The following is a 22055-nucleotide window of genomic DNA, read 5'->3' as shown; positions in this document are numbered from 1 at the left end:
TGTCGCCTAACCACCCTCCACTGAATACATCTGTAGTATTAGATAAATCAGGAGAGGATGTTGACCGTGCAAGCTATTCCTCATGATCTCGTTCAAGGATGGATCGCCTACACGTCGAACCGCGGCGGAACGTTCGACATTTGGCTGTACCGACCGCAGGACGGTCTTAATTTTCAACTTACACAGGGGCTTGGTGCGGAATTTTCCGTCCCTTATTGGTCTCCGGACAGCAGGAGAATCGCTTTCATCGGCATTGGCAACGTGGTCCACCTGCTGGATATCGTCACCCTCGCCGTCGCCCGGATCGACCAAATCGAACCCTACACGCTGCTGGACTGGTCCCCGGACAGCCGGCTTCTCGCGTATGTCAAAAACGGGCGAATCGTCATCTATGATACTTTCTCACATGGCAGCTATGCCATCACGGAGCCGGGCGCCAGCGATGTCCAGTGGTTTCCTTCGGGTACAGAGCTTCTGTTCGCGGCTCCGGATTCCAACGGCATCACCCAGCTCTTCCGCATTCGGACCGATGGTACAGACCGGAGACAAATCACGAAAAATGCGGACGGACCGCTCCATGACGTTCGCCTTTCCCCGGACGGAACCTTCGTACTCTATACGTTTCCAGGTGTCAGCATCTCCATCATTTCGACGGTGGATCTGGCTACCGGCACCACCTACACGCTGGATGGCGGACCGCTCGCCAAAAACTATTTTCCGGCATGGTCCCCGGACTCCCGGAGCATCGCCTATAGCGCAACCGCCTATAAGGAGCCGAATTATTATTCTCTCATCCAAGTCGATAGCCGTAACGGTCAGAATCAAAGAACGTTGGCGGCTTCGGACTGTTTCGCCACTCCCGTCGGCTGGTCGCCGGACGGCAGCAAAATTGCGTATTTATCGGGATGCGCAGGTGTAGAAAGCGCAAGTCAGCTCTGGATTGCCGATATCAGGGAGCCGATGCCGGAGAGCGTTATCAGCGGCGGTCGAATTACCGCCCTGCAGTGGTCTCCTCTCGTCAGAAAGGTTCCGGAAAATATCTACACAAGCTTCGTGTACCGGGTATCCTTTCCGTATCCCGCAAACTGGCGCCGGGTCAGTGAAGAGAGGTACGAAGGGCCCGGTGGTTTTTTCCAGGTATCCGCGATTTCAGCGGGCGACCGGATTGCCGATATATGCAGCTCCGAAGCTTTTCATCCATTGTTGCCTTACGGCTCTTCTCCTCGGATTATCATGATAACGATACAAAACCAAGAGGCTTGCTTCATTTTTCCGTCGTCCGACCAACCGCCGGAGATGAACAAACAGGCCGCCCTCATTGTGAGATATCCCCGCCCTATCCAAATCGGGGAAACGTTTTACAATTATTTTATTCTGTGGGCCGACGTCAACCATATCCGCCAAATTGGCAGGCGGCTGTCGTTCCTTTAGCCGGTCTTCATTGATGGCTGGTTTTTTCGGCGGGCATCCGCAGCCTGCAGCTAAAATTGTCACCTCTAATAGAACGTTCGATAAATCCAGCTGCCGGTCGACCGGCAGCTTTTTGACGTTCAGCCGGTCCTGTAACATGTGATATTTAATAACTACAAATAGTATTTAATTCCTCCATGGTTCGTTATCGTGAGTTGTTATATCATTTTCAATATGGCGGCTGCCTCGCTGGGGACGATCAAGCTTCTGATCTGAATCGCGCGAAAGGCAACCATGTAGAAGGAAGAAGAATTTCAATTTGAAAGCGCTGCATTTTTCGATGCAGCCAATTCCTAAGGGGGTATTTACATGTGGATGCGCAATACGATGCTGCTATTCTGTAGTCTAATCTTGGTATTTATGGCGGCATGCAGCAGCGGCTCAGGCGGAGGTGCAAATACGAATAAATCAGGCAATTCGGGCAATAAAGCCGTTAACGCCCCTGCAGCTTCGAATGCAACGGAAAACGGAGAAAACGAATCGACTGGAGATGAAGAAGTGAGCGGCACGCCTGAGATGGAGTTCGATATGGGCGGCCGGACGATCAAATGGGTATCTTGGTACGATGAGTCGATTAAGGAAGATAATCCGGACAATATCAAGAAGAAAGAAAATATAGACGCTTTAATGGAGAAGCATAATTTTAAAATGGAATACGTTGTTGTCGATTACGGAGAGTATCAGGAGAAGGTAACGGCTTCGCTGGTAGCGGGAGAGCCGATCGGCGATATTATCCGGGTAGCTAGACCATGGATGATTCCAACGCTGGTCAATCAGGGCTTGTTCTCGCCGGTCGATGAATACACGAAAAACGAGAAAGTGTTTATTCAGCAATACACGAACGAGTATTCTCAGTACGAAGGCAGAGGTTACGGATTCAGGGCAGGCATCAACGGCGCTTCATCGGGCATTTTCTATAACCGCACGTTGCTGAATCAATTAAGCTTGAAGCCAGTGCAGGAATATGTGAACGAAGACAACTGGAATTGGGACACTTTCGTTCAGGTTGCGAAAGATGCGAACAAAGATACGAATAACGACGGGAAGCTGGATACTTGGGGGCTTGCCACAGCTTCGATTCTTGTCCAAGCCATGGCTTCGAATGAAGCGAATCTGGTCGCACTGGATAAGCAAAATCTCGAGGATCCCAAAACGTTGGAAGTATTGAACTTCTTATCACGACTCGCAACCGAGGCCGTCGCCAGACCTACGGAAGGCGGGGATTGGACAGAGCCCGGTCAATTTTTCCGCCAAGGCAACACGTTGTTGTATGCAGGCAACGATTATGAAATGGAAAATCTTAAAAAGGATATGCCCGATCATGACATCGGTTTCCTGCCATTCCCTAAAGGGCCCAGCGCTACCCAATATCATTCCCATAATACGATTCCGAACTACTTGACGATTCCTAGTGTAGTCGAACATCCTGAGCAGTTGGTATACATCTATGAGAAGATCAACGATATCGATTCGATCTACGACTACCCGAAACAAGCTACGCTTGAAACGTTATTCAGCAACGAGGACGATATCAATAACGCAAAGATGGCCGGAGAGAGCATCAAAGTTATCGATAACAATAGCGGGTATCCTTCCATGCCTTATTACGAATTTTCCGGAGAATTACTGGAAGGCGTTTCGGTATCGACTGTCGTCGAGAAATATAAAGTGCCGTTCCAGGCGGCGGTTGACGAAATCTGGAAGAAGTAACAATTGATCTTATTTGATCAGCAGTCCCTACTCATACATTTCGATTGAAGGGACTGCTTCATTCCTTGCTGAGGAGAGAAGCGTTGCCTATTAATGCTTCTTAGCAGCTGACGGAGGATAGCCCTTCATCTCCTTGAACACTTTGCTGAAATAGGATATATCGTGAAAGCCGCAGCGTTCAGTGGCTTCCGCCACGGTAAAATCGCCTGCCGACAGCATTATTTCTGCGTTGTTGATGCGAATACGGTGTAAATATTCCTTGAAGGTCGAACCGGTGTTTACTTTAAATAATTTACCTAAGTAAACGGGGTGAAGGTTAAACCTTTCCGCCAAATCGTTAATCGTGATATCTTCCGAATAATGATCTGCGATGAATGCGGTTAGTTTCTTGATCCGCAGATCGATACGCGTCGCCGATTGCCGATTAAAGCTGCTGAGCAGACGGTGGAGGATGAGTTCGAACAATGCGCGCGCTTGGATCATATAGAATGGTTGTTTGCTCATCCATACCTGGTTGAATTCACGAATGTAGCCAAGAATCTCTTTGGTGATCACATTCTTCGTTACGACTCCGAACGGAAGATGGACATGATTATGCGGATCAGCCCAGAAAAAATTGAACGGATACGCATGCATGGGAGACTCCTTAAACGTATGTGCTTCCCGAACGCTGCCCCCCGGGACGTAGATAAGATCTCCCTCCTCTACGGCGAATTTCATTCCGTTAACATAGTAGTTGGCCCTGCCCTCAACTACAAACGTGAGATCATGAAAGCCGATTCTCGCCTTTTGAATCCTCCAACCCGGATAACATCTGCGGTCTACAAATAGAAAGATATTCGGTACAAGGTGGGGATGATCTTCAAGTTCCAAAATGGTTCGCCTCCTTTATTACCAACACGTGTTCAATTAAAACAGCGGCAGTCTAAGACTTTATTTTCTGGTCTTAGCCGCCGCTGTTTCATTTATCGGATTTTATTTTACGAAGCTGCCGTTCTTGTCGTTCAATAAAGGCATGGTATCGACTTTATTATCAGTGGACACTTATTGAACCTATTAATTTGCCGCAAGCTCCAGGACTCCAATACCTGACATGCTCATCCACGACATGCCCGACGCATCGTTCCAGATGGCGACGCTGTCGCGAACCCCGTCGTCATTCTCGTCGTTGTTGACCTGGACGTCAAAGCCGATCAGGCTGCCAGCCTGCGGAGGAGTACCCGTCCAATCGATGGACGCTTCAATCACGTAGCCGTCAGCCGTACGCTGAGCGGCGGAGATCAGCTTGCCGCCGGACGAACCGGGGCTGACGGACTTTTCGTTGTCGAAATTAACCCGGTATTGCCCATCGTCCGAATCGTAAGTGCCGGTTCTTGCATGATTCTGGTCGATGAAGAATTCAACGGAATCCTGCTCCCACGCATTGGGACTGCGCTTCGTCAGAAGCGCATCGGTCACCTCTGCCAGCACGTACAAGCGGCTGCCATCCCACAGCGTCCGCACGTTCGCGGTCGAACCGGACGATCCTTGCACCCAGCGGTCGGTCGCGAGCTCTTGCGCGCCGCTCCACAGCGCATCAATGCTGCCATCGATGACTGGCGTTCCCTTCACAGCCTTTGCTGTGCGGGGTCCTTCGATGAGCGTTAACGTGCCGAACCTGGACGTATCGGTATCCTGGCCGTCATGGATGTCGTTCCACGACGTCTTTGTCACGACATCGCCGGAGCGGTCGGCAATACGCACGTCGAAGCCGATCGTTTGGCCGACCGCCGCGCCGTCCGCCGGAATCGAGGCTTCGATCCGATAGCCGGCATCGGTCTTGACCGCCGCGTAATCGGCAGGCTTATGCGGATTCGCCCCGCTGCGCCGGAATTCGTACTTCTTGTCGTCCGCCTCGTACGAATCCGTTTTGCCGTTATTGCCGTCGATAAAAATCTCGACCGCGTCACTGCCGTTCACGGTTGTATCGAACACATCGACCCATACATGAAGACGCCCCGCTTCCCATAAGGTTTTATAGGACGCTGCGGTTTCGCCGGCCTCCTGAACGGATACCTGCTTCGCCCAATTCCACGCCGCGTCCATTATTCCGTCGACCTTTACGCTGCCGGCGGCAGCCTTCTCCGCTTTCGTCTCCACCGGCACCTTGACCGGATCTACGAGTGCCCAGTAAGCATATTTCGCCTGAAGCCTTTCATCGAACAGCAGCGGCCAGTTATTGCGCGTAACCGGGAAAGATCGGAGCCAGGTGTTTCCATCATCCTTGCCCCAGAAGATAACGGCTGTGATTTGATCCGCATGCTTCTTGAACACGTCGAAAACAGCCTTGTAACGGCCCGCTTGCTTAATCTGCAGCTCGAGCGGGAACGTCTCGTAGGATTGGGAATTATCCGTATAAATGCTCATGTCCAGCTCCGTAATCTGCTGCTCGATGCCCAGATCCCGGAAAGCTTGAAGCATATCGTCAAGTTCCTGCACCGCGGGGTATTCAATGCCGATATGCGTCTGGTGTCCGACGCCATGCACCGGGATGCCTTTAGCCTGCAGCCGCTTGATCATATCATACAAAAACTGCCTCTTCTCGGGCTGATGCGTGTTGTAATCGTTGATGAACAGCTTGGCATCCGGGTCCGCCGCATGTGCATATTCGAACGCCTTCTCGATGAATTCCTCGCCCGCGATTTGGTACCATAGGCTGTTCCTCAGGCCGTTAGGCTGATGATCGCCGGGCTCAATAACCTCATTAACGACGTCCCAAGCATAAATTTGGCCTTTGTAGCGGCCGACTACCGCGTCGATATGCCGCTTCATCCGCTCATACAGCAATTCCTTGCTTGCAAGATTGCCATTTCCGTCGTAGAACACCCCGTTCGGCGTTTGCGAGTGCCAGATCAGCGTGTGGCCGCGGACGGCGATGCCGTTCTCCACGGCGAATTCGACGATTTTGTCCGAACGCGTAAATTCGAACAGACCTTCAACCGGCTCGGTGGCGTCCCATTTCAGCTCGTTGCCCGCCGTCAGACTGTTGAAATGCTTCTTCAGCAGCTGCGAATCCGGCCCTGCGGGATTCTCGATTTCGTTAACGAGCAAGGACGAGCCAAGCAGGAAGTCGCTTGCGAACACATCCTTCAAATTCGGAATATCCAGCTCGATTTCGATCGGAACCGGATCAGGGGTTAGCTCAATCCGAAAATCGTCCATGTAGAAATCAAGCGTCGGGTTGTCAAACGATTCGAAATAAACGCCGATGTACTCTGCGGGATGAAGCAGCTTATACTCCCCCGACAGCTTTACCCATCCGTTTTCGTTTGCCGTTTTGGCCGTGACGCGCTCATAGTACGTCGTCCCTTCCGTCGTCCGCTGGACCAGCATCGATACGGGAGCATCGGCCGTCCCTGCAGGCAGACGGACCCAGGCCGAAAGCGCATAGTTTGTGCCGGCCTTCATAAACGACGACAACTCGAGCTGCGGGCCGTTCCAGCCCTGCGTTCTTCCCGTTACCTGAAGGCCGTATGATCCCGAATGGGCCGCAGGGGCGGAGGCCGTCAAAATCTCATTGCCGCCGCGGCCGTGCCAGCCCTGCGTCGTTCCGTCCTCAAAGTCGCTGGAAAAGGGTAACGGCTCTTCCGCATAAGAAACCTTCGGCAACGGGACCACCGTTAAGGACATGAGAACAAGCATAGCGGCCATTACCTTGGAAATGCTGCTTTTCAATCGATCTGTCTTCATTAATGCACCTCGCCTTAGTTTTTATATTCCATCAAAAACGCCTCTTTCGGAGACGTTTCGCATGGCATCATAAACGTCTGTCGGTCTTGGTGTAGGTTACTCCTCTCCCAGCTTCAGCGCCTCAGCGATCCGGGTCCGCGACAAGCGGTAGCCGAGAATCAACAGGCCGATCGTCAGCATGGCCCCGACGATGCCGTATAGCTGCACGTAATCGCTAGGCTGATAGATGATCTCGAACGGCGGCACCTGCTCGGTTGCCGTGAACGACATTTCGAACAAGGGGACGAACATTTCGCTAATCAGGTTGCCGATCAACACGCCTATGAGAACAGCCGCTCCCGAGGTGAACAGCTGCTCGCTGACTAGCATGCCGATAATCTGCGGGAATGGAATACCCATGGCCATCAGTACTCCGTATTGGAGCTTCCTTCCCGAGAGGGTCAGCATCCAGAAGAGCAAGAAGCCGAAGAAGCTGATCAACATGGAGATCACGAAGCCCAGCGTCATGACGCCGTTGATCGCCAGCCGGAAAGGATCGTTCTGGGACAAGATCAGCTCCTGTTTCACGTCGCGAAGGCCAGTGACAGGCACCTTTCTCTCCGCCAGCTGGTCGTAGACCGTCTGACTGGAGACGCCGTCTTGCAGCTTGAGCCATACCTCATAGGGCTCGACCGCAAGCCGGTTCTGGATCGTGCCCAGATGGCCGACGATCAGATGAGACACTGCAGCCTCGCCTGTGTTCGCGTCTTCGCCGGCCGAAAGCGGATTCCAGCTCGGCCAGTAGTCGATAATTCCGTAAACGGTGAACTGTGCCTGATCGAGCCCGTCCCAGGAGACACGGATCGGATCACCCGGCTTGACGGCTGCCGCTTTGGCGAGCGATCGTGAAATCAGCACCGCCTTCGGATTCGGCGCCATTAGATTCAGATAACTGTTAATGGGGTATTCGAGCAGCCCGTTCTTCATCCAGGCCGTTATGCCGAAATCCATCGTATCGATGCCGAACAGCATGGTCTGGCCTGTCTTACCGCTGCCGCCTGCATTGAATCTGACCCCTTCCTTCTTAAACACTTGAGCGACCGCCTTTATTCCCCCCAGCTCCTGAAACGGCTGGAACGGCGGCTCGGTATACTGAATCCGCCTCGTTTCCGCGGTCTGCGGCTGCTGCGGGGAGCCGGCCGGCAGCGAAGGCGGCGCGTCGTTCTCCCACCGCGTCGTCAGCGCGATGTCGGCGCCGACGGCGTACTGAATCTTGCTCTCCATGTTGTCGTTGATCGTCCGGGCCGCATTCGCGCTGAAGAGGCCAGTCGCGACCGTCAAGATCAGGAACACCTTAATGGTCAAATACTGCCCGGACGAACGGCTGATTTGAACCAGCGTATTGTAAAGCGCCGGCGACCACCACCTGCGGCCCGCCCAGAAGATGAGGCGGATGAACCACGGGTACACGCGAAGCACAAGCAGACCGCCGCCAAGGGCGAACAGCGCCGGCATCAGGAACAGCAGCGGGTCAAGCTGCAAGGCGCCTGCATCGAGCGCCAGCCGCTTCATGTCCTCCTGCCGTTTGTTGAAATTGTACAGCAGATAGACCGCCAGGCAGACGAGAATAATATCGAGCCCGGTCTTGTGCCAGAACGACATCCTGGTCAGGCGCGCCATCTGCTGCTTATGGCCCACGATGCTTGCCCTTGTCGCCAGAAAAGCCGGAATCAGAATAAGCGCGATCGCCGCGCCGACGGCAAGCGCCGCGATCTTATAAGCGGTGCTGGTCAGGCTGACTTCAAGCGCCGATCGCTGCACGAACTCCAGGAAGCCGCTTGAGGCGCCCAGCACCTTCGTGAACCAAACGCCGAGGAACGGTCCCGCGGCCAGCGCGCTAAGCCCGAGCATCAGGCTCTCCGCCGCGTAGGCCGTCATGATCTGCAGGCGGCTGGCTCCGCGGCTGCGAAGAACGGAAATTTCCGTTTTTTGCCGTTCGATGATGAGATTGGCGGCCATATACAAATAGAAGGACAGCATGAGCATGACGGGGGTGTAGAGGGACAGCATCATAACGTCGAGCTTTGCTTGTTTTCCCTGATAAGACTTGACCGTCACGATCGCCGGGACGTTTACGTCTTCCACCCCGAGCCGTCCCCGGAAATAGCGGCGGATGTCCGTGTTGGCAGTGATGAATCGGTCGATATTGTCGACGCTCAGCTGTTCGTAGTTCAGAGCGAAGCGCCATTCCAGGTCGGTCAGCCTTGCCTTGCCGCCCTTCGTAAATTCACGCTCGAATTGTTCGAACGGGATAATAAAGCCGTCTTCGGCCTCCGACGTCAAATACGGCAAATACGGATCGGCGGCCGGGTCTGTCTCAATGACTCCGACCGGAACGACACGGAAGGTGTTCCGGTCCCCTTCCGGCGATTCCGCTACCAGTTCTTCCCCGAGATCCCGCTTCGTCGCGAACAGGAATTTCTGTGTAACGAGCGCTTCGAAGACGCCGTCCGGCCGGTCAACCGGCATCCGGCCGTCGATTAGCCGCACGCGCTTCTCCATGTCGGACAGCGATTTGAAGCTGCCCGCCGTTTTCTGCGACTGCCTTTCCTGCTCCGTTGCGTCGGCGCCGTACACTTTCATTTTTTGCGTGAACCGCTGCTGATAGAACGACAGCGCCTCAAGTCCCGTCCGGTCCGGGATCGTCTGAACGAACCGGTCGGCCCGCGCAATCGCCTCCGCCGTCTCTGGGTCCATCGTTGACGAAGAAACGGTCGTGCTGGCCCGGACAAAACCCGGGTATACGGCACTTTGACTTTGCAGCAGCTGGAGCTCCTTCAACAATGTCCGCTGTAGAATGGCTTCGGAATAGAGCGGCATGGAGCTGAACAGGGCCACGCACACGGTAAGGCCGAACCACAGATTCAGCTGCAGCCATTTGTTGTTTGCCATCTTGCGGAGGATCATCGTCCATAAGGCCATACGTACACCCCTTCATGCGCCCGGGCAATCCGGGAATCTTTGTTCCATTAGTTGTTCAGGATGACCTTCTGGCCTTCTTCCAGCCCGCGAACGATCTCCACCTCGGTCGCCGTCGTGAGTCCCAATTCGACGTCGACCTCCTTGCGGCGATCGCCATCCGCGATCTGCACGTAGCTGCGGCCCATATAAGAGCGGATCGCCGAACGCGGCAGCACGATGACGTTCTCGCGATTCTGGAGCTCGATAACGAGTTCCGCGCTATGGCCGATCTGGACCCCGCCCGGCGCGTCGTCCATACCGATAACGATGGTTACCGCGTTCCGTTCGGCCTTCGCATCGTCGGCGGCGAGGGGCGCATTGGAAGGGGATTGCAGCACTTTCCCTTTATAATTCTTGCCCTTATACTTCAGGCTGACGGGCATTCCCGCTTCTACCGGAAACAGGTCCTTCGAATTCGCCGCTACATAAGTCAGCTGCATTTTTGACGGATCCGCAACGGTTACGATCGATTGGTAGGCGCCCACCAAGTTGCCCGCGTTCAACGATTCGACGAAGGTGACGATCCCTGTGATCGGAGCGTACAGCTGCGATTGATCTAGCCGGCTCTCCATGGATTCCAGAAGCATCGACTCCCGCTCCATGTCGATCTCCTTCAAGCGCAATTCGGTTTCATTCGCGCCGGAAGCCCTGGCCTGCTTGTATTGAAGTTGCGCGCGCTCCACGTTAAGGCGCTGCAAGCGAATCTGAAGCTCCAGGTCGCCCGTCTCCAGCTCGGCTAGCAGGTCGCCGGCTTTCACCTCTTGGCCGACCGTCACGTTAATGGATTTCAAGCGCCCGCCTGATTCCTTGAATGAAAGCGAATCCATGCTGGCGGATACGAAATTCGCCGTTCCTTTGAGGAACGTCTGAATGTTCCCTTTGGCAGCGTCCACGATGTCCAGTTCCTCCTCGGCCGGTTGGATTAGCGGCGGCTGCAGAGCCTCCTCCTCGATGGGCAGCAGCGAGCAGCCGGAAAGCGCAAGCGAGGCGGCCAGCACGACGGCCGCGTGCTTTGCGCGGGGAATGAAATTAAACAACGGGCGATTCATGAGTCGTCTGGGATACAATTTTTCCATCCTCCAATGCGATAACGTAATCGGCAAGCTCCATAATGCCCGGGTCGTGCGTCGTCAGAACGACCGTCATGCCGGACCGATTCACAAGATCGCGGAATACGCGCATGATCTGCAGCCCCATCTTGCTGTCCAGCTCCGCGGTCGGCTCGTCCGCGATCAGCAGCGCGGGCTCGTGCGCAATGGCGCGGGCGATCGCCACGCGCTGCTGTTCGCCGCCGGACAGCTCCGTCGGCCGGTGCTTCATTCTTTCCCGCATGCCGACGCGCTCCAGCGCACGCTCAGCGGCCTCTCGGTTGCTATTGGCCGGAGTTCCCGCGATTCGCAGCCCGAACTCCACGTTCTCGTATGCGGACATCAACGGGATCAGGCCGAACGACTGGAATACCAGGCCGATCTCCTTGCGCCGCAGCGCGCTGCGCTGCGCGCCGGATAGTCCGGTAATCTCCCGTCCCCGGAGGAACACCAGGCCCTCCGTCGGCTCGTCAAGCGTGCCTAGAATATTCAGCAGCGTCGTCTTGCCGGAGCCCGACCGGCCTTTGAGCGCCACCATGGACCCGGCAGGAATGACCAGATGAATGTCCGTCAGCGCTGTAACGACGGCGTTGCCCCTGCCGAACACACGTTTAATGCCGGTTGCCGATAGAATCGTTCCGCCGTTTTCTTCTTCCCGTCTATCTGCCTTCGCCGACATTGCGATCCCCCAGTTCATCTCATTATTGTTGACGTAAATTCATATCCTCACGTAATTGAAGCCGATCCTCCGGTTCTGTCTCCCATCATTTTAGCGCTATCATTTAGCAAACAATACCCGTTCGTTTCTTGTTTATTCCCTTATAAACGATAGGTTTTTTCAATAAAAAAAGACCGCGGCCGCTTGGCCAAACGGCCGGGGCTGCGATCTGCATTCTGTTCTCTTGTATGAGAAGTAGCTGTTTTTTTGCGATGGCGTTTATTCCGTAGAGATTCTGAACAAGGCTGCCCCATGCGGCGGAACCGCGCGAGATAATGCGTCCTTCAGCGAACTGGTCTCCTTGCCGGTCCATAGCTCCTTGGCGTAACCCCCGCCGAATATCCCGAGGTCGGCAAGCGTTACGGATACCTTCGCCGGCTCCTCGCCGGTATTGAATAATGCCGCGTAGCGCTCTCCGTCCGGTCCTTCGGCCAACCAGACGATCTTGCCTTCGATCCGGCTCACTTGACGGGCGCCGAAGCTGTACCGATGCATGTGCAGCACATCCCGGTTCGTCAGGAGCGATATCGTCCACTCGTCGTTGTCGCGCATCTCGCCTCCGAACATGAGCGGCGAGCGGAATATCGTCCACAACGTCATCATCGTCAATTGCTCGTCTTGGGTAAAGTTCGTCCGGCGATCGGGGTGGGAGCAGCGAACGCCGATACGGCCGAGCGGCAGCATATCGCAATCCGGCCAGCAGCCGGGCTTCGGCCGTCCCTGCCATGTCTCGCATCGGTCGAACATGTCCAGCAGCAGCGGCCATCGATCCCAGAAGTCGTCGGTCATTCGCCACATATTGGCTGTGGATTCGAGGAATTCGGCATGTTTCACGGGCGCCGGCCCTGGCGACAGGCTAAGCACCATCGGTCGGCCGACATGGTCGATCGCTTTGCGAATCAGTTCGATCTCCGCAAGATGAGGCCCGCCATGCAGCCATGAATCCGCGATATCGTCTACCTTGATATAGTCGACGCCCCATTCGGCGTACAGTTCGAACAGGGAATTGTAATAGGTCTGCGCACCTTCCTTTGAGGCGTCGACGCCGTACATGTCCGTATTCCACCCGCAGAAGGAGCATGTATGCGCGATGTCGCGCGCCGTCACGTTCGTCCCCTTGATCGGCGTATTGTCATGAACCGCCTGACGCGGAATGCCGCGCATGATGTGAATGCCGAACTTTAATCCGAGGCTATGAACGTAGTCCGCAAGCGGCTTGAACCCTTCTCCGCCCTCCGCGGAAGGAAAGCGGTTAACCGCGGGAATGAGCCGCGAATATCCGTCGGTTTCCAGCCGGACGAAAGGCCGATAGAGGTCGGAAACCGCTCCGGGCTCGTACCATTGAATGTCGACAACGACGTACTCCCAGCCGTATTCCTTCAGATTGCGGGCCATGTAATCGGCGTTCCCGCGCACCTCCGACTCGGTGACGGCGGCGCCGTAGCAGTCCCAGCTATTCCAGCCCATAGGCGGAGTCGGGGCAAAATCCCGATGATTCATAAAGTCAACCTCCCGGTAGTATAGTCATTTATTGCGGATACAATATCATATTATCCGCTTACAAAGTTCAATACTACCGTAATTTTGTCTCAGAAATAGCACAAAATTGCGGGATCATTCCCCTTCTTTAATCAAAGAAGAGACGGCTGTACGGAAGCTCGGTGTCTGACCGGAATTGGGCAGGCGTCTGGCCGGTCAGCTTGCGGAATACTTTAATAAAGTAACTGCCGCTGGAGTAGCCGACGGAGGCTGCGATTTGCTCCATGCTCCAATCCGTTTGCCGAAGCAGCCCTACGGCCTTCTCGATTCGAATCCTGCTCAAGTATTCGCCTGGCGTCATACCGACGAATCTTGTGAACGTCCGGAGAAAATGGTATTTGGATACGCCGAGCTCCAAGGACAATTGCTCCTGGCCAATCATCCGGTCGTAGTGCCGCTCCATAAATTGAACGGCAGTTTTCACGGCTTGCGGCCACATCGAATCCGACATTCCTTTATTCGTGGAGAAACGCGAGAGCTCCATCATGAAGCGGTAAGTGTGCGAGGACGCGGTATACGGGTCCGTAATTCTGCCCGCCCGCGCTTCCCGATACAGATCGTTCAGTACGGAGATCGGTCCGCTGCCCTGCGGCAGGTAGGGAACCTCGCCAAGACGATTCTTGATATCCTCCCATAGCGGAGCAACCAGACGCGGACGAAGCAGGATAAAGATGAATTCCCAAGCCGGCGAACCGGCGGGAAGCCGGTATCGGTGATTGCCGGGTATTTCCACAAGAAAGGCCCTTCCCGGGTCGGGCCGGTGAATCCGCCCGTCAACTTCGAGCTCGCCAATTCCGTCCAACGTGTACTGGAAGAGCAGCAAAGGGCCGTCCGTTCGCGTGAGTCCGTTCCAATCATAAGCGGGTCCGGTTTCCCGTTCATGTCCCACAGCGAACAATCCGCACAGCGGCTGGGCGGCCGATTCGGCGAAACGAAACCCGTATGTGCCTCTTTGGTGTTCCAGTGACATGTCTGCTAGCATCCTTCCATCATGGTATCTGTTGAGTACCATCCTACCTTCTTAGGGTGAAAGGGTCAATAATAGGCCGGTAGAAGGCATCAACATGTTCGGATCCATGTCGAATATATCCAGTCGAGATGCCTAAGCGGCTATCCGCCTGCAAGCAAAATCTCCTGAAAGGAGATTTTGAATGAATGCCGCGACTGCCTTTGTGTCAATTAGAGAGAAAATCTCCCCTAATTGTAAGTATAAAAGCGTAAACGCTACTTTAGAGGGAAATTTTCCCTCTATTTACGACATGCTGACTGTGGCAGGCAGCTTATTTACTAAACTGCCAGGAATTGATTGAAACTAACTCCGTTCCGGGTTTTCCTTTAAACACAAAATAGAGATCGTGAATGCCCTCGGCGCCCGTGACTTCCGTTCTCGCTTCAATCCATTGATCCCATCCGTTCGTCGAAGGCACGGCCAGCTTCCCGATCAGCTTGCCTTCCGGATCGTCCAAGCGCAGCTCCACGATGCCGCCGTCCTCCGCGCTTGATACCAATGCCATGAAGGAGGATGCCCCGCTGCCGAAGTTTACTTTGGACACCGCCGTCCAATCCCCGTCATGGATATCGGCGACCGCCAGATTCACGGGCGCATCCCCGTTGTCATCCGCCAAGAGCGGCTGCGCGTCAATCCCTGCGCTCCATGCCATCGTCTCCGCTTCGACGCGAGCATACGGATCGAAAGGTTTGATTTGTTCTACGCCTTTCAAGTCCGCGGCGATTTCCACGATTGAACCGTCCTCGTTAAAGTGAACCCGGTTCAGATGGGTCGAACGGTAGCCTTTCGGAACGCCCATCGCTTTAGATAAGGTTTGGGCATGGTAAGCAATATACCAAGCGTCATGGAATTGGAAAATGGCATGATGGTTATTGCCTCCGACCCCAAAGAAGTGCCCGGGATTTTTTAATATCGTTCCTTGGTACGTCCATGGCCCCATCGGATTGTCGCTCGTCATATAGGCAATCTCGCCGGCCGGAGGGCTGCCTTCCGGACGAACGCCGTTGTAGAAGTTCGAACAATAAGTATAGTAATAAACGCCGTTGTATTTATGGATGCCGGCATCCTCGAACATAAAAGGAGCCGGTATGGCCGCCGCTTCGCCGACGACGCTAATCATATCATCGCCCAATTGCATCACCCGAGCGGTATTCGGCCATTCATCCTTCCCTTCCGGAACGCCCCCGCCGAAGTAGATATAGGCTTTGCCATCGTCATCTACCAGCACGGCAGGGTCGAATAGCCAGGTCACATCCGCCGCGGCGGGCATGGATCTCGAAATGAGCGGCTTCCCGATCGGATCCACCCAAGGCCCGGTCGGACTGTTGCTCGTCAACACGCCGATGCCGCTGGCATTATTGGCGAAGTATAAGAAAAACTTGTCTTGGCCGTTAACGACTTTGTGGACCGCTGCGGGCGCCCACGATTGCGTCGCCCATTTGGCTGCGCCTTCCGGGCCCGCGGCATTGATCACGCCGTGATCCGTCCAGTTCGCCAAGTCATCGGAGGAAATGACCGACAGCTTGTTTATCGTACCGTAACTATTTTCCTTGACGCTGCCTTCCCCGTCATACTCCAGCACGTCGTTCGTATTATACAGGTATACGCGATCCTTGAATACCAATGCGTAAGGGTCGGCGCCGAATTTATGGGAGACAACCGGGTTGCCGTTAGGAGGAAGCTTCCCGATCGCCTTGACAGGCGGAGTGAAACTCAATTTTGCAGCGGCGCCGCTGACGTCGTACGATTCCGTTTTGTTGCCGGAATAACCGATCTCCAAGCTATTCAGTTTGATCTCTTCATTCATCCCTTCTGTCAACTCCCGTTTCAATTTTAATCTGATGGTCGCCAGTTCCATGCTTGCGTCCGAATTCGCTGATAAAATTGCGGAATCATCAGCGTTATGGATATGAATTTCAAACCCGCCGCTACCCGAAATAACTTCCACATTCGTTGCCGTTAGATGATTTGGATTCGGAACAATGCGAACGACCTCGAATGATGCCGGTATACGAACGGTTGCGTTGATTCGATGCACTTCCCTGCCATTCGGGAATTCATCTATTAATAGCCGAAAATCATACATGGATCCTTTTTCTTTACTAAGCTCTATGGCTTCCTCTTTCAAATAAGCCTTCCTCTTCTCCGAAATGGGATTGGAATCTAGCGGTCGAGTTAATAGAAAGAGCACTGCCGCTATGACGGCCAAAGCCGCAGCTAATAATAGGAACGGCTTCCTTTTGACAAGCATGATCCGCCAGCCTCCCGCCCGATTGCTATATAAGTTGAACGATGAAGCGTAGGGTAACCGGCAAATAAGTGATAGTCATCCCATTGCTCGCCTCCTCTTCCGATATGTAAAAAGTGTAACGCTTGCAATTAACGGCAACAACCTGCCGATATATGATGAATTACCCGGCAAATTATAGGTATTATTAGTAAAAAAACGACCGGATAAGCTTTGGCTCATCCAGTCATTTTAAGTCGTTTTAATAACTATCGCCGCCAGACAGGCTGTCACGGAATTCCTGGGGTGTCATTCCCGTGGATTTTTTAAAAAAACGCGTAAAGGAATGGGCAGCCTCGTAACCGACGCGCAGCGCCACTTCCCGCACTTTCAAATCCGCGTCTCTAAGAAGCTCCTTTGCTTTTCTGATCCGGCATTTATCGATATATTCGGATAAATTGATCCCCCGCTCCTGTTTGAAAAAGCGGGATAAATACGACGGATTGAAATAATGGATCTCCGCCAATCGAACCAAAGACAAGTCCTCGCTTAAATGCTCATCGATAAATTGGCATATCCGCTGGATAACATGCGAGGATCTGTCACGCTCGTCCTTGCGCTTGAACTTAAATATCGCATCCGCGATTTGTTTCAGATAGAGGAATCCCTCTTTCATGGAGGCATGATCATCCAAACGCATAAGCTTTCCGATATCGTCGAGTTGACCGTGCAGACCCATTCGGTTGATATAAGAGAGCAGAACAAGCGCGATTGAATAATACCCTTCGATCGTTCGCTGGACTTTTCCGTTTACAAACAGCATAGACTTCGATATTTCTTCCAAATCCTCAAAAAATTCCGCCGCCCTGCCTGCCTCAAGGTGCGCCTCCATGATCTCGGCTTTATGGCTAAATAAATAACCTTCTTTCATAGACGAGCTATCGAACCGGTCGGAACGGTCCATCAAAATCATGGAAATGCCGTCGCCGATTTTTAACTGCTGCAGCTGGCGGAGCCTCTCGTACTGCGAGGTCACGACTCCCCATTCGCAGGAAGTGCCGCTTATCGTAAATCCTATCGTCAGACCCAAGGATGCAAGACATGCTTCTTGGATCAGTTCAAGCGTTCCCTCCAAATAGCGCATGAAATGATTGTTGAACTTCTCTTCGGAGCGCAGCGACGTCTGAAGGAACCACACGATGTCCCCATGCTTATCAACGATTCCAATGCTTCGCGACTGCTCCGCCATAAAGGAGTTCCATATGATTCTGGACGAAGCTAGAATTCGGCTTCTCTCGGTATAGGAAGTTCCGGCGGGATACGATAAGCGGCCAAGGGCAAGCACGACGGGCGCTTCTGGATCCAAACCAATATTCAATACGTCAAATTCCTGGACTAACGCTTCTTGGTTTACATAAAAACAATGGCTATCTTGGAGGAAATGCCTAAAATAATCCCCTTGCGCCAGAACTTCAAGCGTATCCTTCTGTTCGCGGGATTGCTCCGCTAATTTATTCATTTGAATGCCGTGATTTAATTCTTGCATGACCTCTTGCATGGTTTCGATTACCTTCGCATAGCCTTCCGTCTTCAACAAATACCGGACATTTGGCATTTGAATGGCTTTATAAGCATAATCAAACTCGCTGTATCCGGTGAGAAAAATGATTCTGCATCTTGGCCAATAGGTTTGAATTTCTTTGGTTAATTCCATGCCGCTCATTCCCGGCATGCGGATGTCGGTTAGCACGATATCGATTCTGGTGCGCGACATCCAATTTAGCGCTTCTTTACCGGAATAGGCTTTGCAAATATCCAACGTTTCCGGCATAAGCTGATTAAATACCTCGTATAGACCATCCGTAATAATTTCTTCATCGTCGACGATCAACAGCCTATACATTCTGAGTCTCCTCCTGCAGCTTGATTCGAATAACGACTTTCAGGCCCTTCAGCCCGCTTCTTGACAGGAACAGGCCGCTGCCTTCCCCGTAAGTTAGAACAAGGCGCCGGTGAATGTTGATTATGCCCGTCATTTCGTAGGATTCGGCAGTATGAACCAGTCGATCCTTTAACGCTTCAATCTCGGAATCGCTTATGCTGTCTCCGTTATCCTCTACGATGATCCGGGCTTCGGCTTGATCCGTCTCGAACGAAACGCGAAGCATCCCTTCCTCCGTCATTTTCTCGAGACTGTGCTCGTATGCGTTCTCGATGATAGGCTGAATGATTAATCTTGGCACCTTGATTTGTTCCATTTCCTTCGGCAAGTCGTCGAATTGAACTCGAATGCGTCTTGAGAACCGGAGTTTTTGGATCTCCGTATACATGCGGGAGTGTCTCGTTTCTTCCGACAGCGGAACCTGGTCTTCCCCGTTTCGGGTAATAAACCTGAAATACTCGCCAAGCATATTGGTAAATTGTTCGACCCTGTCTATATCCCCGGTTTTTGCCAATGAGTTCAGTATGAAGAAGCTGTTATATAGAAAATGCGGGTTAATCTGGGATTGCAGCTGCTTTAGCTCCGCCCTTTGCATCATCATTTTTTGTTTGTAATCCTGATCGATCAAGCTTTGCAATTTCGTAAGCATATGGTTGAATCTCGTATACAAATAGCCGAATTCATCTTTTTGTTCGTGCTCGATTTGAATGTTTAACGCGCCTCCTTCCATCCGTTTAAAGCTCTGAACGAGAAATAGCAACGGTTTATGAATAAACGTATAAGAAGAATAGGAGAAAATGACGACGGCAAATAAAGACGTTATGGCGAACACCCAGGCCCATTTGTAAAACATGCTCAAAGGTCTTTTGACGGTTTCTTCCGGTAAATACGTAGCGACGGAAAGTCCCAGTTTCTCGGAATAGGCTTTATCGATATGATATTTCTTGCCGTTCCTATTCAGTAAATAAGTGTTGCCGCCTGATGCATTTGCTTCCCTCGCGTAGTCTTGGATAATAGGGTCTGACTCCTCCTGGCTCATTAACGCAAATCCCGTTGTCTCCGAGATAAGGAAAGAGCCGCTGTCGGGATAAATGTTGACTTGATGCAAAGAATCCCTCAGCCTCTCCGTATCCAACTCGATCTGGACAAGGAATAAAGGCTCTTCTCCCTTTTTCACGCTTAGTTTAGAGGCGCTGAGGTGAAGCGTGTTATTCCAATTAATCAACCGGTTTACGCTGCTTCCGGCACTGGATCGAAAAAAATCGAACCTTTCGGTGTCAAAATCGTAGATGGCATTAGCCGCCGAGACCGTTTTGTCGATGGAACGGATATGCACATAGATATCTTTAATATACGGGCTGCTATTTTGAAAGGAAGTAAGCCGGTGCAGCAAGTCATTCAAGCTTGATCTTCTTTCGGCGTTATCCATCATCTCCCAAGTGACGGCAAGCTTGTTCAGCTCGCTGTCATCCATAATATCGAACTGCTGAAGCTCCATCCACTCAAGTTCGCGATTTAAACCTTCCAAATAATAAGTCAATTGCTTAACGGTTGCTCTTGATATATCTTGGCTAGCATTTTTGTAACTCCAGTTATACAAATATACCCCCAGTAATATAATGGGGACGACAACGATGAGGTAAGTAAAAACCAGTCGGGCGAAGATGGTATTGCGCACTGATATAGCGGGAAATTTTAGCAAGAAAACGCCTCCGTTGCTGCTGTAATGAATGAACCGGATTTATGCCTATTAGCAGACAAATTCGGAGAAAGACCTCCTTTCCTTACTCACTGCCTCTTTCTGCAAACCACCGGTTTACCTCGGCTGTCATCTTCTCCCCGCCAAGCTTATGCCATTCCTCAACGAATTGGTCGAATTCGTCAATGGATCTGCCGAGTATGATATTAACGAAAGTCTCGTGTTGGAGATTATCCAGCATGGCTTGCTTCTCAATCATCGTTTCCGTTGGGGCTCCGACAAAATTTTCATACAATAACTGATTATTCTTTTCGTATTGGTCAAGTATGGCAAAGGCTCCCGAAGGACCGTATATCCTTTCCCAGCCCCAACCTGATTCTTTATTTTCTTCTCCAGCCAGATAGGTATCGATGTTTTTCTGTATAGCTTTGGCTTCGTCCTTTAACACGGAAGCATCCCCGGTGCGGCGGGCTTCGTTAAGTTGATGAAACGCCTCCAGGTTTTTCCTTATCGGATAAGGGGTTACGGGAGAAAGCTGCCATATCGGGAACGGAGAACTATAGTAGGTTTCGTATTCAGCCGTTTCTCCCCAATTCTTCTCAAGGTGCAAATTAATTAGTTTAATGACCGCTTCGGGATGCTTATAGTCTTTTCTCACCGCAAGAAACCGGCTTGTGCTAAATCTGAGCGGAACCTTCGGAGCATCTCCCGATGCGGAAACAATCGGAAACGCCTGCCACTCGGCATTAGAATTGTTCTCACGGCTCGATTGAACCAAAAACGATCCCCATTGCTCCCCGTACAGCATTCCGATCTTCCCGGCAGCGACTTGCTCCTTCACTTTATTGCCGTCCTTAAATCCGAATTCGCTGTCGATTTGACCATATCGATACATATCTTGCAGCGCTTTTAATGCCGGTTTCGCCTCCGGTTGGACGCCTCCATATGCGAGTTTCCCTGAATCATCCTTAATCCAAATTCTCGGGAACGCATCGTAGCCTGCCATGAAGTCCGTCAACCCCATAACGGGATCCCATAAATAATTCGTAATCGCAAGTCCAAACGTATCATTATCGCCGTTATGATCAGGGTCATTTTCTGTAAACGCTTTCGAAACGGCTAATAGGTCATCCATGGTTCGGGGCGGCTTCATGCCAAGCCGATCCAGCCAATCCGTTCGGATCCATAGGAACTGGGCTCCTTCAATAGAAGAGCCAACTTCCGGAATTCCCATCAATTTTCCGTCAATCGTTGCCGTATCGAAAGGACCGGTCCCTTCCTGACTAAGGATTTGCTTGGTAAACGGAGTTGCGTATTTCTCGTAGGTTTCGGATAAATCTTGAATTAATCCTGCGTTGCTGAGCAGTCTGAGCTGCTGGGCATTGACCTTTACTATATCGGGTATATCTCCCGAAGCAAGCGCAACGCCTAATTTTTGATAATAGAGATCGCCTTTGGCGACCCAATCATACTTTATTTTAATGCCCAATACCCGCTCATAAAGGCGGCTCCAGGTGTTGTCCTCCAACGTTTGGCCCGGCAGCTGGCTTAATAAATTTTTCAACCCGACGCCGGTTTCCCTCACAAAGGTAACTTCAATCGGCGGATTATACTTGCTTAGCCCGCGTTCTTGATACTCGATTGCGTTATCGTTTTCATCTGAAATTTGATTATTCGCACCGCCGTTTTGGCTGCATGCCGTTAACATAAGAACAGACAATAATGCGGTGAGCATAAGCATGGCCTTATTCATGATTGGTATCCGCAACAGATATGACCTCATTTCACCTATTGATATGGACCAGCTATATGATTACCATTATCCTGATAGCATCTTAATAATTCAAGCAACAATTCTTTATTTCCTTACCCGATCTTTACGGATTACCGCCCTGTTCTTGCTTCGGATTACGCGCGCTTATAT

General features: G+C 52.2%; 13 protein-coding genes. 2 read left to right on the top strand and 11 right to left on the bottom strand.

Annotated features, from left to right (window positions below; translation table 11 throughout):
* Positions 1–66: 66 nt before the first annotated feature.
* Positions 67–1431, top strand: a complete 1365-nt coding sequence (locus tag H581_RS0111080) for a hypothetical protein (protein ID WP_425414598.1) — start codon at positions 67–69, stop codon at positions 1429–1431.
* Between the two features lie 348 nt (positions 1432–1779).
* On the top strand, positions 1780–3180 hold the full coding sequence (locus tag H581_RS0111075) for an ABC transporter substrate-binding protein (protein ID WP_028610040.1): 1401 nt from the start codon (positions 1780–1782) through the stop codon (positions 3178–3180).
* A 90-nt stretch (positions 3181–3270) separates the two neighbouring features.
* Here the strand turns inward: H581_RS0111075 and H581_RS0111070 are convergent, their stop codons facing one another.
* The 11 genes from H581_RS0111070 to H581_RS0111020 all read right to left on the bottom strand — a co-directional run bounded on the left by H581_RS0111070 (position 3271) and on the right by H581_RS0111020 (position 21884).
* On the bottom strand, positions 3271–4053 hold the full coding sequence (locus tag H581_RS0111070) for a helix-turn-helix transcriptional regulator (RefSeq protein WP_028610039.1): 783 nt from the start codon (positions 4051–4053) through the stop codon (positions 3271–3273).
* A 183-nt stretch (positions 4054–4236) separates the two neighbouring features.
* Entirely contained in the window at positions 4237–6909 is a 2673-nt protein-coding gene (locus H581_RS0111065; protein WP_051250680.1) for an endo-1,4-beta-xylanase, read from the bottom strand.
* Between the two features lie 96 nt (positions 6910–7005).
* Entirely contained in the window at positions 7006–9870 is a 2865-nt protein-coding gene (locus tag H581_RS0111060) for an ABC transporter permease (protein WP_028610037.1), read from the bottom strand.
* A 47-nt stretch (positions 9871–9917) separates the two neighbouring features.
* Positions 9918–10976, bottom strand: a complete 1059-nt coding sequence (locus tag H581_RS0111055) for an efflux RND transporter periplasmic adaptor subunit (RefSeq protein WP_425414597.1) — start codon at positions 10974–10976, stop codon at positions 9918–9920.
* Entirely contained in the window at positions 10939–11676 is a 738-nt protein-coding gene (locus H581_RS0111050) for an ABC transporter ATP-binding protein (RefSeq protein WP_028610035.1), read from the bottom strand. Before H581_RS0111050 ends, H581_RS0111055 begins: the two co-directional genes overlap by 38 nt.
* 258 nt (positions 11677–11934) lie before the next feature.
* Entirely contained in the window at positions 11935–13215 is a 1281-nt protein-coding gene (locus H581_RS0111045; protein WP_028610034.1) for a glycoside hydrolase family 27 protein, read from the bottom strand.
* 127 nt (positions 13216–13342) lie between these two features.
* Entirely contained in the window at positions 13343–14224 is an 882-nt protein-coding gene (locus tag H581_RS0111040; protein ID WP_028610033.1) for a helix-turn-helix transcriptional regulator, read from the bottom strand.
* 310 nt (positions 14225–14534) lie between these two features.
* Positions 14535–16514 (bottom strand): glycoside hydrolase family 43 protein, encoded by a 1980-nt coding sequence (locus tag H581_RS33750; RefSeq protein ID WP_156889560.1) that lies wholly within the window; start codon positions 16512–16514, stop codon positions 14535–14537.
* A gap of 238 nt (positions 16515–16752) precedes the next feature.
* Positions 16753–18393 carry a response regulator gene (locus H581_RS0111030; protein WP_028610032.1) on the bottom strand — a complete coding sequence of 547 codons (1641 nt, stop codon included), beginning with the start codon at positions 18391–18393 and terminating at the stop codon, positions 16753–16755.
* The gene (locus H581_RS0111025; RefSeq protein WP_028610031.1) at positions 18386–20134 is read right to left on the bottom strand and encodes a sensor histidine kinase; all 1749 of its coding nucleotides are present in this window, start codon (positions 20132–20134) and stop codon (positions 18386–18388) included. The genes H581_RS0111030 and H581_RS0111025 overlap by 8 nt, the downstream gene beginning before the upstream one ends.
* Positions 20135–20216: 82 nt before the next feature.
* Positions 20217–21884, bottom strand: a complete 1668-nt coding sequence (locus tag H581_RS0111020) for an extracellular solute-binding protein (protein ID WP_245600018.1) — start codon at positions 21882–21884, stop codon at positions 20217–20219.
* Positions 21885–22055: the final 171 nt, after the last annotated feature.

The sequence above is a fragment of the Paenibacillus harenae DSM 16969 genome, assembly GCF_000422465.1.
GTDB classification, from domain to species: Bacteria; Bacillota; Bacilli; order Paenibacillales; family Paenibacillaceae; genus Pristimantibacillus; species Pristimantibacillus harenae.
Note: the sequence above shows the minus strand (reverse complement) of the source record. Positions and strands in the feature narration are given on the sequence as shown.

Coding starts and splice junctions, on each gene's coding strand:
- H581_RS0111045 (WP_028610034.1), bottom strand. CDS start 13,215: ATGAATCATCGGGATTTTGCCCCGACTCCGCCTATGGGCTGGAATAGC.
- H581_RS0111075 (WP_028610040.1), top strand. CDS start 1,780: ATGTGGATGCGCAATACGATGCTGCTATTCTGTAGTCTAATCTTGGTA.
- H581_RS33750 (WP_156889560.1), bottom strand. CDS start 16,514: ATGCTTGTCAAAAGGAAGCCGTTCCTATTATTAGCTGCGGCTTTGGCC.
- H581_RS0111040 (WP_028610033.1), bottom strand. CDS start 14,224: ATGTCACTGGAACACCAAAGAGGCACATACGGGTTTCGTTTCGCCGAA.
- H581_RS0111065 (WP_051250680.1), bottom strand. CDS start 6,909: ATGAAGACAGATCGATTGAAAAGCAGCATTTCCAAGGTAATGGCCGCT.
- H581_RS0111030 (WP_028610032.1), bottom strand. CDS start 18,393: ATGTATAGGCTGTTGATCGTCGACGATGAAGAAATTATTACGGATGGT.
- H581_RS0111020 (WP_245600018.1), bottom strand. CDS start 21,884: ATGAATAAGGCCATGCTTATGCTCACCGCATTATTGTCTGTTCTTATG.
- H581_RS0111060 (WP_028610037.1), bottom strand. CDS start 9,870: ATGGCCTTATGGACGATGATCCTCCGCAAGATGGCAAACAACAAATGG.
- H581_RS0111050 (WP_028610035.1), bottom strand. CDS start 11,676: ATGTCGGCGAAGGCAGATAGACGGGAAGAAGAAAACGGCGGAACGATT.